9 protein-coding genes are annotated in these 15,566 nt (G+C 44.1%); 6 read left to right on the top strand and 3 right to left on the bottom strand.

Annotation, left to right across the window (positions count from 1 at the left end):
• Positions 1-83 precede the first annotated feature (83 nt).
• Positions 84-2,903 carry a heavy metal translocating P-type ATPase gene (locus tag QJS82_RS03055; RefSeq protein WP_201619440.1) on the bottom strand — a complete coding sequence of 940 codons (2,820 nt, stop codon included), beginning with the start codon at positions 2,901-2,903 and terminating at the stop codon, positions 84-86.
• A gap of 779 nt (positions 2,904-3,682) precedes the next feature.
• On the opposite strand from QJS82_RS03055, the gene mrcB reads away from it, so the two are divergent.
• From mrcB to purH, 6 genes are all read left to right on the top strand, one after another.
• Positions 3,683-6,181 (top strand): penicillin-binding protein 1B, encoded by a 2,499-nt coding sequence (gene mrcB / locus QJS82_RS03050; protein WP_281491187.1) that lies wholly within the window; start codon positions 3,683-3,685, stop codon positions 6,179-6,181.
• 30 nt (positions 6,182-6,211) lie between these two features.
• On the top strand, positions 6,212-7,084 hold the full coding sequence (locus QJS82_RS03045) for a tetratricopeptide repeat protein (protein WP_201620181.1): 873 nt from the start codon (positions 6,212-6,214) through the stop codon (positions 7,082-7,084).
• A 152-nt stretch (positions 7,085-7,236) separates the two neighbouring features.
• Complete coding sequence (gene prmA / locus QJS82_RS03040) at positions 7,237-8,163, top strand: 50S ribosomal protein L11 methyltransferase (RefSeq protein ID WP_201620182.1); 927 nt, start codon at positions 7,237-7,239, stop codon at positions 8,161-8,163.
• Positions 8,164-8,343: 180 nt separating this feature from the next.
• Entirely contained in the window at positions 8,344-9,657 is a 1,314-nt protein-coding gene (locus QJS82_RS03035; RefSeq protein WP_281491186.1) for a zinc-ribbon domain-containing protein, read from the top strand.
• 434 nt (positions 9,658-10,091) lie between these two features.
• Positions 10,092-10,328: a DNA-binding transcriptional regulator Fis gene (gene fis, locus QJS82_RS03030; protein ID WP_227670522.1), complete on the top strand. Its 237-nt coding sequence runs from the start codon at positions 10,092-10,094 to the stop codon at positions 10,326-10,328.
• 279 nt (positions 10,329-10,607) lie between these two features.
• Positions 10,608-12,188 carry a bifunctional phosphoribosylaminoimidazolecarboxamide formyltransferase/IMP cyclohydrolase gene (purH, locus tag QJS82_RS03025; RefSeq protein WP_201620184.1) on the top strand — a complete coding sequence of 527 codons (1,581 nt, stop codon included), beginning with the start codon at positions 10,608-10,610 and terminating at the stop codon, positions 12,186-12,188.
• 154 nt (positions 12,189-12,342) lie between these two features.
• Here purH and QJS82_RS03020 read toward each other — a convergent pair whose 3' ends face one another.
• Entirely contained in the window at positions 12,343-14,217 is a 1,875-nt protein-coding gene (locus QJS82_RS03020) for a SurA N-terminal domain-containing protein (protein ID WP_201620185.1), read from the bottom strand.
• A 481-nt stretch (positions 14,218-14,698) separates the two neighbouring features.
• A complete protein-coding gene (locus QJS82_RS03015; RefSeq protein WP_068404475.1) occupies positions 14,699-14,971 on the bottom strand; it encodes an HU family DNA-binding protein in 273 nt (90 codons plus the stop codon).
• Positions 14,972-15,566: the final 595 nt, after the last annotated feature.

Raw genomic sequence — 15,566 nt, 5'->3', positions numbered from 1 at the left:
ATAAAAAAACCGTCTTTTATAAAGGCGGTTTTTTTGTGGATAATCTTCAGAAATTTATTTAAATGAGTTTAAGCTGGCTTAAATTAAGCACGCTTTAGGCGCAGGGCATTTAATACCACAAATAATGAGCTTAATGACATACCAATCGCCGCAAGCCAAGGCGGCACATAGCCTAAAGCCGCCGGTATCAAGACACTACTATTATAAATGAGCGCCCAACGCAAGTTTTGCTTAATAATACGCTTGGTCTTATCAGCGATACGTTTCGCCGCAGTAATAGCTTCAATCTGACCATTTAGGATAATACTGTCACTCGATACTTGCGCCAAATCTGCAGCCCCCGCAATTGAGGTTGAAACATCGGCTGCCGCCAATACTGGCGCATCATTAATACCATCGCCGACCATTAATACAACCGCGCCTTTTGCTTGCAGCGCTTGAATATGATTGACTTTATCGGTTGGAGATAAACCGTTATAAGCGTCTTTCATGCCTAAGTCATCAGCCATTATTAGCGCTTGCGGGCTTGGGTCACCTGTCAGCATGACCGGTTCAATACCAAGCTCTTTTAGCGTATCAAGCATCGATTTAGCACTATCACGCACCTTATCGTTAAAGTAAAAACAGGCCAGCGCTTGCCATGCATTTGACTGACTATCCTGACAAGACAATACCACAGCCGAGCTGGCACGATGAGTAACCAAATCAATGACTAAGTCATGATTATCGCTATTCGCTTTATTCAAGGCAAAATCCACATGACCAATGCGATATAGCACCCCATCAATCATCGCTTCTACGCCGCCTGCTGGATAATATTGCAAGGCTTGCGTGGCTGGGAGGTGCAATTGATAAGCGGCTGTGAGCAGCGCATGAGCAATCGGATGGCGACTACCGACTTCAAGCGCGGCGGCAATCGCTAATAGCTTGTCCTTTTCGTCACTAGCATCATTTATGTCTGTTGCCACATTATTAGTAGCTATTAGCTCGATATTTAATAAATTGGGCTTACCGTAAGTGAGCGTACCGGTCTTATCAAACGCCACATGGGTGATCTCAGCAAGGGTTTGCAAAGTATGCCCACGTGTGGTTAAAAAGCCATAACTCGCCAATCGATTGGTCGCTACCGTCAGCGCAATCGGTGTCGCTAAGGACAGCGCACAAGGACAGGTCGCCACTAAGACTGCAACCGTCGCCCAAATCGCTTGGCTTGGGTCAACGATATACCAACCGATAAATACCAAGGCTGACAATACTAAAATCCGCGCCACAAACCAACGTGCCAGCTTATCTGCTTGCTGGGCAAGTTTTGGTTTTTCGCTCATGGCACGGTTCATCAGCCTGTCAATCAAACCTATCTGGCTGTCTTCTGGTAAAGCTGTGACCAACATCTCAAACGGCTGACTGTCGTTTTGTGCACCGCCAACGATATAATCGCCTTGGGTTTTGATGATTAAATCACCCTCACCTGTCAGCAAGCTTTGCGAAACGGTAGCGGTTGGGCTGAGCAAGATACCATCGCTGATAATCTCTGAACCAGCCTCCACCATGATGATGTCACCCACTTGCAAGCTATGAGCGGTCACCATCTGTTTGTCTTTTTGCTTGTTATTTGGCGTATGCTGCGTTTTTGAGAGACTGGCGGGCGTATTATTGGATTGCTGCCAATCTTGGGCGATACGCAAGGTCAACTGCTGAATATTGGTATCCATGCTTTGCATAAAGTTGGGCATCGTTTTTGCTACAGCGCTTGTGTCATTAACCGCTAAACTATTACTTGGATTAGCAACTTGTTCAGTGTCATTATCAGCAAGGGTTTCATCAAGGGCATTTTGTTCTAGAAGCTGCAAGATACGCGCAGCTGCGTCTTTATCTTCGGCAATTTTTTGTACTAGGACAGGCTCGACCACCACCAAGTCATTGGCCATGGTGGCTGCTTTCAGGCGTGCATTATGCTCAATATAACGCCCAGCCAATAAGAAGAAAATAAACATACTGACCGAATCATAGTACGTCTCCCCTTGCCCCGTGACGGTAGCGTAAAGACTGGCAAAGAATGTCACCACTAAGGCGATACTAACCGGCACATCCATATTGACTTGACGGGCACGAATCGCTGACCATGCTGAAGTAAAAAACGGCACACCCGCATAAAAGAATACCGGCGTACTCACAAATAACGATACCCAACGTAGAAAATCACGTTGGAAAATAAGCATGTCGCTATATTCACCAAAATAAATCGCCACAGCATACATCATCGCTTGCATCGAGCCGAGCGCAGCGATACCAAGACGCAATAGCATCTGACTGTTATGACGTGCCAGCATAGCCTCGTGGGTATCTTGCCGATAAGGCTTGGCTTCATAGCCAATCTCATTGATAACGCCCAAAATACGACTAATCGGCAGCTTGTCTTCGTTCCAAATCACCCGCATACGCTGATTGGTTAAATTCACCTGACATTGACTGATGCCATCTAACTCATCTAAACGCGACTCAATCAGCCACGTACAAGCGGCACAGCGCAGATTATTCACCGATAGCTCGGCCACCGACATGCCATCTTGCGCATAGACAAACTGCGACTTTATCTCGTCGTGATCATAGGCTTCGAGGCGAGTCAGCTGGGTGGGCAAACTTGCCGTACGGTTAATCTCTGAGCGGTCAAGATAATATTGCTCAAGTCCCGCCTCGACGATACTTTGCGCGGCCAACTGACAGCCCATACAGCACATCTCACGCGACTGACCCAATATCTCAGCATGAAACGGCGGCTGTGGCACAGGATCACCGCAATGAAAACAGTGACCAGCAAGCGGCAATACCAAACCCTCAGTAATTGAGTGATCTTGATAATGACGGTTGCTGCTTGATGGCATTGATGAGGGAACACTGGACATAATCGCGCTTATTTCCTTTCGACAGGTTTACTTATAGCCGACTGGCCTTTAGTAAACTTGTCATGATTAACTAGAGTCAATCCCTATGTAAAAGAGCTGCTTAGCAAGGCTGTTTTTTAACACAGCTACTTTACATAGATATTGGCATGACTGGCATAAAAAAAATCCCGAACGATAACGATAACGGCTCATTAATAGCATTGGCAGCATAGATAGCATTAATAAAAAGCATCATAAAACAAATGGTGGGAAAAGTATGATGCCACTGTTTTCAATGATATAAGTGACGTAAATGGTAAATTGCTGGTTTGGCTAGTGCTTTTAATACAGCTTATATAGTTTATCCAATTCAAAAACGATACAGTAAAACTGGGATAAGTTTTTCGAAGCCTCTGTCGGCATCGGCACAGCAAGCAAGCAAGCAAGAAAAAGTTATCCCAGCAGAATCCGTCTACCAACCTATTGCTTTTGTTTGTTATTGCTTTCAGGTAATAGCAACTATATGGCATCAATACGCTCTATTAAAAGAGTCTAAAGCTTGCGTAAAAACCTATTAATCTACCATTAAGTATTAAGATAACCATTATACTATAAGCAGGTGCGCTAAGCAGCATAACCCTTAGTCGCATATAGTCGCACCGTCTCAATGTATCCAAACCCCATATAATGAATCCCTAACGAACGCCCGATGAATGCGCGCGTTGACGATGATAGATTGAAAAAATTGTCAATTTGCGTCATTATGAGGCAGTTTTTTATCCTAGAATGGTGTGTCATCAGTGCAAAAATCTAATTCTAAGCAACCACAGTCCTCTAAGCCTGCTATCAATACGCTACCTTCACAGCAGCGCGGCATGGTGTTTAGTAGTATTTTATTAATTGTCATTATCGCCGGTATGGTGCTGTTGGCGCTGTATTTGGTCAAACTTGATCGCACCATTACCCACAAGTTTGAGGGTAAACGCTGGGATATTCCTGCCAAGGTTTATTCGCAGCCGCTAGAGCTATATCAAGGTGCGAACGTCGATACAGACACGATGAAAAAGTGGCTTGAGCTGCTTAATTATCAAAGCAACAAGTCTTATGATCGTACGGGTACCTACCATAAATCCGGCAATACTTACTTTATCCATACGCGCGGCTTTACTTATAGCGCCAATGATGTCGATAAAGAGCAAGTCATCAAAATGACCATTGCTGGCAATAAGATTGAATCGGTACAAAGTACCCAGCCGGCCAAAACTGGCATTATTCGTCTTGAGCCGGTTAATATCGGTGGGATTTATCCAGACAGCAACGAAGATCGTATGGTGGTGTCGCTAGACCAAGTGCCGCAGCCACTGATTGACGCCCTAATCGCTACAGAAGATCGGGGATTTTATGAGCATAAAGGCGTATCGATACGTGGTATCGCCCGCGCCGTATTAAATAACTTTACCGGTGGTTCTAGGCAAGGTGGCTCAACCATCACCCAGCAGCTGATTAAAAACTTTTATCTCAATTCCGACCGTACCATGAAACGCAAAGCCAATGAAGCTTTGATGGCGGTACTACTTGAGCTGCATTATAGTAAAGATGAGATTCTGCAAACCTATTTGAACGAGATTTACTTGGGTCAAAATGGCAACCGCTCTATCAATGGTTTTGGCCTTGCCTCACAATTTTACTTTGATAAACCACTCAAAGAGCTGCGTTTAGACCAACAAGCACTGCTGGTCGGTATGGCAAAAGGACCGAGTGTTTATAATCCGCGTCGCCATCCAAACGATTCAAAAGCACGTCGAAATACAGTACTAAGCAATATGTTGGCGGTCGGCTCGCTCAGTCAAGAAGACTATGATAAAGCCATCGAGCAACCACTTGGTGTCGTTGATAAACCCGTTGAAGGCAAAAGCCAGTTCCCTGATTTTCTAGATATTGTTAAGCGCGAATTAAATAAAGTTTATTACTCGGATGACCTGAAAAACGAAGGTCTGATTATCATCAGTACCTTAGATCCTATTGCCCAGTTAGCAGCGGATAAAGCGGTCGAGAGAAAACTTGGTGAGCTGCGCCGTCGCGGTAGCAAAACCAAGGATTTACAAGGCGCTTTAGTCAGTGCCAACCCTGAAACGGGCGAGCTGGTGGCAGTCGTCGGTAGTGGCAGTGAATTTACGGGCTTTAACCGTGCTGTCGACGCCAAACGCCAAGTTGGTTCATTATTAAAGCCGATTATCTATATGACGGCGCTTGAAAGCGGGCGCTATAATTTGGCAAGCTCGGTTGATGATTCACCGATTACGGTCAATCTCAGTGACGGTACTGAGTGGAATCCTAGAAACTATGACAATCGTGACCATGGTTATGTGCCATTTACCACCGCTTTGTCGCAATCTTACAATCACAGCGCGGTACGTTTAGGCATGGAATTTGGCGTTCCTACCTTTGTTAAGCAGTTGCAACGTATGGGTATTAAAGAGAAAATCCCGCCTTATCCTTCGGCTTTATTAGGCTCGGTCAATCTTAGCCCGATGGATATGCTTGGGGTCTACCAAGTATTTGCCACTGGTGGTTTCCGTACGCCTATCCATAGTATTCGTAGCGTGATTGATGATCGTGGGCGTATCTTGCAGCGTACGGGGTTAAATACTCAGCGCAGTATCCCGCCTGAGACCAACTTTTTGATTAATTATGCGTTACAAGACGTGGTTAAAAACGGCACGGCTAGACGCATACAATCGCTTGGCAGCAATTTAAATCTTGCTGGTAAAACAGGTACTACTAACGATTACCGTGATGCTTGGTTTGCCGGCTACAGTGGTAACTATGTTAGTGTGGTTTGGGTCGGTCGTGATGATAATAAACCGATTGGTCTGAGCGGTGGTAGTGGCGCTTTACCAGTTTGGGTCGATTATATGAATCGTCTAAAACTCACACCTGTAGCCCTGCCAGAACCCGAAGGTATTGAATGGTTGTGGCTTGAGAACAACTCAGGCAAGCTGTCTAATGAACGCTGTGCCGATGCGCGCTACTTGCCCGTTATGTCAGCGCATCTACCAGAAGAAGCCAGTAGTTGTGCGCTAAGCTTATATCAGCAAGACCGTGCCCGCGAGCAGATACAATGGCAAAATGAGCAAGGCTCTATCAATCAGCAGCGCCGCCGTGAAGGCTTAGATATTCCTAATGGCGAAGCCGTTGATACGGATAATGACGATGGCAATGCTGATAATGCTGAGCAAGAAGGCGGGTCGAGCAATCGTGCCGATACTTGGTACGACCGCGCCGTTGAATGGTTCTAGAGTTTTTAAAACTTAAAAAAGGGTTTTAACATGGCATTATTTATACAGCAAACTGTCGCCGCTAAGCAGGCTATCACGGCCCAAGCTACTACGCAGATAAAACAGACAAAGCTTATTAATAGTATCGTTACGGTCAGCGCCCTTATCGGCATGCTGAGTTTAAGTGCCTGCCAGACGGCGCCGACGGTAATGAAAACCTCTCCTGTGCAAACGTTACCATCTGTAACGAAGCAACCGTCAACAGCGACTCAAGCACCTATTGTTAAAAACAGTACCCATGCAACCAGTCCTTATGAAAGCAATGACTATGAAGATGAGGCTTATGAATACCCTATCGAGCCTTATACGCCGCCTGAGCAGCCCACGGCAACCAACCCATTAACCGAAGCAACACCGGTTTACACACCGTCTACGCAAAGTCCGATAATCACTCAGCCTGATAGCCCTGACAGCCCTGATGCCATAATCCTCACACCTTCTCGTGAAGATTACATGATATCTGAGCCATCGATACCCTCACATAATGAGCTATTGGAGCGGGCGCGGCAGAACTCACAGCAGCGCAGTCAGCAAAGCACGACCAATAACAGTAACTTGCCCGCCTTTCGCAATCTTATGCAAGTGGGTACAGGGCAATTAAAAGCGGGCAATCTAAATGGCGCTGAAAGCAGCTTTACGCGCGCGCAGCGACTCGCGCCCAAGTCATCAGCCGTCTATTTTTATTTGGGACAAGTAGCCCTTAAGAAAAACCAACCTCGTAAAGCTGAAGCAATGGCTCGCCGTGGTCTGACGGTCTCTCAAGACAGTAGTCGCCGCCGCGCGCTGTGGCAAATTATTTTGCAATCAGGACAAGCTCAAGGCAATGCTCGCGTGATAAAAGAAGCCAAACAAGCACTGCGCTAATCACACACGCCCTCGTATTTACCATGACGACTGACTATATAAGCGCTAAAATAGGCTTATATAGTTAGTCGTTAATTTTTTATCCCGTTTAATGATTACTTTCTTACACCCCTTTCATTATCCATTTTTAATTTAACATTAAGGTTACCCTTATGGCATGGCAACAACTGCACTTACAATGTGAAAAAAATAACGTCGATCTTGCTGAGGCACTATTATTAGAGGCAGGCGCTCTATCAATTGCTTTAGATGACGCCGGCGATCAGCCTTTATTTGAACCACTTCCTGGTGAATCACCGTTGTGGGATGAGGTCATACTCACAGGATTGTTCGATGCCAGCACTGATGCAGGCAGCCGCCAAGCGATTGAGCAATTAAGTCATGAAATCGGCGCACAAGTACAAGCTAGCCGAACGTGGGTCAGTGCTGTCGATGATAAGGATTGGGAACGTGAATGGATGTCCAATTATCAGCCTATCGAATGTGCCAATAAATTATGGATTGTGCCTAATTGGCTAACACCGCCAAACCCTGAAGCTACCAATATTATTATGGATCCAGGTTTGGCTTTTGGTACCGGCTACCATGCCACTACCCGTTTATGCCTTGATTGGCTGACAGAGCAAGACCTGAACGATAAAGTCGTCATCGACTATGGCTGTGGTTCGGGTATTTTAGGGATTGCTGCGCTTTTGTTGGGCGCTCGCCAGGTTTATGCCGTTGATATTGACCCACAAGCCGTGCTGGCGACCAATCAAAATGCGGAGCGTAATCAAGTTGATAATCGCCTGCAAGCATTTTTGCCAGAAGACTTCAATAACTACTGGCAACAAAACGATATTAAACCCGTAGAAGTCATGGTTGCCAACATTTTAGCCAAGCCGCTTATTGGCTTAGCGCCTTATTTTGCCACCTTAATGGCACCAAAAAGTCGCATCGTATTAGCAGGTTTGATTGAATCCCAAACCGAGCAAGTTACCGAAGCATATCAGCCCTACTTTGCCCTTGATCCTAAGCACGCTTTTACCGCGCAAGAAGATCAACATTGGCAGCGTTTATCTGGTACATTTACAGGCTAGCAACATTTAATTACATCTGTTACGATAGAGGAGCAGTTAAATGTTGTGTATTTAACGCTGCTCTATAGTTGCCTGTGGGTTATGATGGTTAGCATATCTAAATTGACATTAGAATGATTGGCAGCGATTGGTGAGTGGCTATGCGGTATTAATACTTATACCTTTTTGGATTCTGACCCTATGACTACGCCAATAAAAACCCAGTGCCCTCATTGTCATGCTATTTTTAATATTAAAAAAACTCAGTTAGACCAAAAAACAGCAAATGTCTGCTGTGAACATTGTCAGCATAGTTTTTTGGTCAATAACAACCTTATCGTCACCGCTGACACAGAACGCACGGGTGACGATATAGCAAGTGAACATAAAACTGCCGCAGCCGCTACGCCTAATATCTCTATCCATAAGCAAAATTCTTCTGTCTTATCAAAGACAAAATCAAAGCTGAACGTCACATCAGAGCCAGCAGAAGCAGATATTCTTATTCATGATGATATGATTGAGGATGAGGTGATTCATGATGGCTTAATTTATGACGACATGGACATTGATGGTTTTGAAGATAAAGATGAACATGTGGAATATGACTCATTAGACAGCATGGATGCATGGTTGACTCAAGCCGCAGATAGCAACAATAGCAACTCTGCCGCCATTATGGGTAATCAACATGCAAAAAACACGCCTATCTCATTGAATAAAAGCACGCACTCTTCTATTAATCCAATAGTAAGTCCTGCTTTAGCAAGTACCGCCTTAAAAGAGCAGCCATCAGCCGCACACGTTGCTCTGAGCTCAGCCGCAGCCAATGATATTCATGCCAGTATCGACGACAATGCCGATGAATCATGGCTTGAAAAATTACTTAAAGAACAAAATAAAAGTGAAGATGCGCCAAAAGACCAGACTGATTTATCAGAGCTGCTTGCCAGTATGGGTGTTTCTCTTAAAGACGAAGACCATAGCAAGACGGCACGCCTTAAACAACAGCAGACACAAGCAAAGTTTTCACCAACGCCTGCTAGGCGGTCGATTGCCTCGTTATTATGGACACTTGGCTGTCTGGTATTAGCGCTGCTACTATTTGCCCAGTATGTCATTTTTAATTTAGATAACTTGGTTAAAAATCCTGCTCATGCAGAGCGCTTGCAAAAAGTATGTGCTATCGCGGCTTGTAGCCTACCCAGTGCTAATTTAGCGGCTTTGAGCACAAGCGATGTTAGCCATCAATCCAGCCGTATTAAAACAGCCAGCTCATTTAGCGATATCAGCATCACTTTAAACAATCAAAGCCCGCAAGCACAATTACTTCCTCATGTAAAAGTCAGTGTCTATGGTAACAAGGCGCTTATCGGAGAATTTATCGCGGCGCCACAGGATTATTTATTGAGCACGCAGAGCCAATTAGGCGCGTCAAGTCGCAAACAGCTCTTGTTCACCGTACCGGTTGCCAATGCTCAAATCAGTAAAGTGAGTGTTACTCCTGTTTATTAACAATCTTACTTATTAAAAAACCATTAATAGCCAAATGACTTATGCAAGAATAACCACATAATTTATGCAAAATTATCTTTTATAAAAAACAGCTCTTATTACAGAAAGTTCTTAGTAAGGGCATCATTTATCAAAAATACGATGCTATCCAATAACATTAAAGCCAAGCGCTCCAAAACAGTCTATTAAATAGAAATAAATAGCCGCAATGCTATGGTAATGCCCAATCTATTGCTGTGATAGGCGATGACTTTGTTATAATAGCGCTCAAACGCCTTATGGTTTTTCTTTACGCTCAAGGACATTATCTTATGGCACCACATGCACAGTATAATGCCAATCATTTTGACAAAAATGCTGAGAATCCTGCTGATTACTATAAAGAGGACTACCATCGCTCAATTCACGAGGTAGAGTCTTCTTTAGACAATAGCATTCATGTTCATGAACCCCTACGGGTACATGTAGAACGCGTGGTGCGGCAGTATTTTGCGATGTTAGATGATGAGATGCCAACAGACTTATATGAGCTTATTTTAAAAGAGATAGAGCAACCGCTGTTGTCTGTTGTCCTTGAAAAGAGCCGAGGCAATCAAACCAAGTGCGCGCAAATTTTGGGGCTCAATCGCGGTACGCTACGCAAAAAGCTAAAAATCTATGGTTTAATGTAGAACGGCTTAGCACTGATGCCTCTAATTTTGCTTAGATGACCCATATTTTTGCTTAATAGTACTAAAACCATGGGCGCGCCAACTTTATTTTCCAGTGCTTTTTAACGGCCACTTTTAATTATCATTTTTCGCAGCCGTTTTTCAAAGCCACTTTTCACAGTCATTATTTATGGCAAAGCTAGAGTTTATGATCTTATCAATCACGATACACTCTGTACTACTTGCCATTATTACCTTGCCAGGCGTTTACGTCAGGCTTTTTTTTATGGAACTTTTTTTATGAGTACAACCCCACTTGCCCTACTCTCGGTCTCCGATAAATCTAACATCGTTGAATTCGCTCAAGGTCTACTAAAAGCAGGTTTTGGCTTACTATCGACCGGCGGCACTTACCGCTTACTGACCGAGCACAACGTCGCTGTGACCGAAGTATCAGACTATACCGGCTTCCCTGAAATGATGGACGGCCGTGTTAAAACCTTGCATCCTAAGATTCATGGCGGCATTTTAGGGCGCCGTGGTACCGATGACGCGGTGATGAGCGAGCACGCCATTGAACGTATTGATTTGGTCGTCGTCAACCTTTATCCGTTCGCAGAAACTATTGCGCGTCTTGACGTGACCATGAATGATGCGATCGAAAATATCGATATTGGCGGTCCTACTATGGTGCGTTCAGCAGCAAAAAACCACGCCTATGTTGGTATTGTAACTGATCCTGCTGATTATACGCGCGTACTCGAAGCCTTAGGTGAAGGTACAACACTGACCCATGCCCTACGTTACGATTTGGCGGTTAAAGCCTTTGAGCATACCGCACAATACGACGGTATGATTGCAAACTTCTTGGGTAGCCGAGTTAATGAAACTCAAACGCCAGAGAATTTCTCACGTACCTTTAACGTTCAACTTGAAAAAGTACAAGACCTACGCTACGGTGAAAACCCGCATCAAAACGCTGCTTTTTATGTTGAAAATCATGCGCTAAAAAGCAAGCAAGCGTCTATTGCAACCGCGCAGCAATTACAAGGTAAAGAGCTGTCTTATAACAACATCGCTGATACCGATGCCGCGCTTGAATGTGTTAAAGCCTTTAGTGCTCCCGCTTGTGTTATCGTAAAACACGCCAATCCTTGCGGTGTGGCCGTAGATAGCGATCAAGTAGCCGCTTATCGCACCGCCTTTAGTACCGACCCTGAGTCATCTTTTGGTGGTATTATCGCCTTTAACCGCCCATTGACGGTTGCTGCTGCCAAAGCCATTATTGACAATCAATTTGTCGAAGTTATCATTGCCCCAAGTATTGAAGATGGCGTTTTAGAGGCGACTGCGAGCAAGAAAAACGTGCGCGTCTTGGTTTGTGGTGAATTGCCAACGCCTGAGCAGCGTGAAAGCCAGCTTGATTATAAACGCGTCAATGGTGGTTTATTGGTACAAGAGCAAGATTTGGGCTTAATTACTGCCAATGACTTAAAAATCGTCACTGACGTCCAGCCAACGGAAGCGCAGATTGCTGATTTGTTATTCAGCTGGAATGTCGCTAAATATGTTAAATCTAACGCCATTGTTTATGCCAAAGGTCAACGCACTATCGGTGTTGGCGCAGGTCAAATGAGCCGTGTAAATTCAGCGCGTATCGCCGCTATCAAAGCTGAGCACGCCGGTCTTGCTACTGAAGGCGCGGTAATGGCATCAGATGCCTTCTTCCCGTTCCGTGATGGTATCGATAACGCTGCTGAAGTCGGTATTGCTGCTATCATTCAACCGGGTGGTTCTATGCGTGATGACGAAACGATTGCCGCCGCAAATGAGCATGGTATCGCCATGGTATTCACTGGTATGCGTCATTTCCGCCATTAATCTGCTGTCAAGATAATGCTGTTAAGACAAAATCATTAAGAATAAATAAGAATCGTATTACATAAAAAAGCCACTATCGATAGTGGCTTTTTTACATTTAGGATTTGATAAAGCTTATTAAAACAAAGGGTTTAACAAATGCCCTATAGGTCGCTTAACGCCCTTGGGCATTGGCCATATTGGTTTTATTAATTTCAACCTTATATACCATACGTAGATAATCTAGATAATCTTGCAGCTGATCTTGACCTAAATTATCACGAATAATGGCGGCAGTTTGTGCTCTTTGGGCATCAGATAACGGCGATTGCTGCTCTGTTTTGATGCGATCACCGACCAATAACGTCGCACCCATCTCAGTCTCGCTCGCTACTGCCACCACACCATTGGCGGCTGCTTGCTGGCTAAAGGCTAAGCCGCGCTCTTTTTCGGTCAATTGCGTGGTCTGACGGTTTATTTCGCCTAACGCTTGTAGCTTAACTGGTTGTTTGGCAATATCAGCAGGCGTCTTAATTCCCGCGGCTAGTTTCTTCGCCTCTTTTAGTGCTAGTGCCGTCGCTTTTTGTTGGCGCAATATCTGCGTAATTCTTGGCGTCGCTGCTGTCAAAGATAGCGTTTTCGTTGGACGATAGTTACTTGGTTGTACCCATACCGTGCCATTACCGACCTCAATACCTGCCGTCACTGCTTGGTCTTGAATGGTAAATTCATCAAACGCTTGCTTAATCACTGCAGGCTGCGCCAAAGCAGATTGATTGTTTTCTTTACGATAATCTTTGATACGTTTTAATGCGACGTTTTCTTGCTGAGCAATGTCATCAATACTAAAGCCATCTGCTGCCAAATCGTTAATCGCCGTCACTTTATCCGCATACATTTCCTGACGTTTATACTCTTTGGCTTTAGCCGTTAACTCTGCACGCATGCTGTCTAGACTTGGTATTTTGCTACCATTATCTTCAGTCACAGTAAATATCTGATAGCCAAAGCTGGTCTTTACAGGCGCGCTGACATCACCAACACTCAAGCCTTCAAGTGCTTTTTCAACTGCTGGGGCGTCATTACCAAATACCGAGGCATTAAAGCGTCCGATATCGCCACCTGTTTCTCCTGATGGATCGTCAGATTCTGTCTTAGCCAGCTTAGCAAATGACTCACCTTTAGCAAGACGGGCTTTAATCTTATCAGCGCGCGCTTTGGCATCTTTACCGGTTAGCAAGATTTGGCTAATTTTACGTTCATCAACGACAGCAAGACCTTGCTTATAAGCTTCATACTGCTGCTGCACATCTTCTTTACTAACCTCATTAACTTCAATCGCCTGCGGGCTCAGTTGCAAGTAAGCCAAATCAACCATGGCAGCGCTTTTTAACTTGTCTTTATTGGCATCATAGTAGGCTTGGATATCACCCTTGCTCAACTTTACTTGTTCAGCATAGTCCTGCCAATTAAAACGATGCAGCCAAATATTGCGCGACTCTAGCTGCAGGTCAATCAATTGACTAACCGCTTGCATTGGATATACCGCTGTGCCTACGATACTGGCGTTGAGCTGGTCTAAGCTTAACTGATTGCGGAACTCTGCAAACAGCTGGTCTTTGGTCATATTGCGCTGACGTAAAAAGCTTGAAAACTGATCGTTAGAGAAGTTACCTTCCGCATCTTTAAAGATCTCTTCTTGGCGCAATAAGCGATTGATGGTGTCATCAGAAACCGTCATACCAAGCTTACCCGCCTGCTGCTCTAATAAAGTACGATCAATCAATCCTTTTAAGACTTGCTCGTGGAGCACATCTTCATTTAATAAACTGGCATCATCAACTTGGTCTAAAAGCTCGGTACGGCGGTTATTTACCGCAGTCTGATACTCGGACAGTCCCACGCTTGCGTCACCTACCTGAGCGATTTGGTTGGGATCGACCCCGCCTCCAAAGTAGCTTTCGACACCCAATAGAGCGAGCGGCGATAGGCATAAAATCAATAAAATGCGACCTGGCCAGCTTTTTAAAAAATCGCGCAATTTATCCATAGTTATCTCTGCTTTATTAACCTATATTGATGAAAGACCATTGTAATACTATTAATAATATCAACGCTGTATAAGCAGGCAATGGTAAGAAGAAGAACGTGTGCAGTCTATCGTTGCAAAACAAGGCTTATTGACCAAGCTTACAGCAAGGTTTTTAAAACCCCTTGTTTAAACAACACATCTATCGCGCGCCCTATGATACGTGATTTTTAATGCAGACTCAAAATATTCACGCTACTATTCACACTAATTGACACAAACTATAGCACTAAAAAAAGCACCTAATCTCTAGGTGCTTTTTTGCTACATCACTCATGACTTAAATTGTACTTTGATTGTGCTTTAAACCATGAGTTGCCATCATCAATTTACTGCCAACAAACGCTGTTGTTATTCGTGTATCACGTCGTCAACGAGCATCTGTGTATCATGAAATAGCTTGAATGAAATGGCGTAAATAAAGCGGCTTGTTTTAAACGGCTTAGTTTAAACGCTCTTTCAAGTTTTTACCCGCTTTGAAGCTTGGTACTTTGCTTGCTGGAATGCTAAGCTCTTCACCAGTCTTAGGGTTACGGCCAGTACGAGCCTTACGGTCTTTTACGCTAAAAGTACCAAAACCAACCAATGAGATGCTATCGCCAGCTTCTAGAGCTTCGCCAACACTTTCCATTACTGCATTCAAAGCTTCGCCAGCTTGAGTTTTATTTAGACCACTTTTCTCGGCGATGCTATCAATTAATTCTGACTTATTCATAAAATTTCCTTCAAGTTTTAGGGGGTAAAAAAACGCTCACGCCAAGTATTGTATCGCTCTCAGAGTACTTAAGCAATAAAAACCACCTGACTGGCGTATAAACAGGTTTCGCTTTGTTAACGTCTTTATAGCAAGGCAGCATAAGGAGCGCAAGCGATTTTACATATTTTTGTGCACTCTACTACGTATTTGACACCCAATGTTACTCAAAACTGCTGCAACTTTTTTGCAAAATCGCTATTTTAGCTGGTGTATTTGGCTTAGGTCTTATGTCATTTAGCGTAGAAAATCAGCTTAGCCAGTTAAACACTATAGCTTGCGCACAAACAATTTAGTTTGCGCATAAACAATGTCATCAAACGCTTATTAAAGCGCTTAGTAACTGACTGCGCTGCTAAAAACCAATTTTTATCGATAAAAATAACTGCCAAGCCATACTAATACATTGTCAGTCATAAATACCAGTGTCTTTATTGACTGGCAAATTGTAAGGTAATAAATTAACAACTGACAGAAACGGGCGTTACTTTTTATTATAAAGGCGTTACTATAAGCGCAATTCTATTGTACATTTTGGGTCGACTTTGATCCTTGC

The sequence above is a fragment of the Psychrobacter maritimus genome (genome assembly GCF_029953575.1).
In the GTDB taxonomy this organism is placed as follows: Bacteria; Pseudomonadota; Gammaproteobacteria; order Pseudomonadales; family Moraxellaceae; genus Psychrobacter; species Psychrobacter maritimus.
This window is presented reverse-complemented; position numbering and strand designations above follow the sequence as displayed.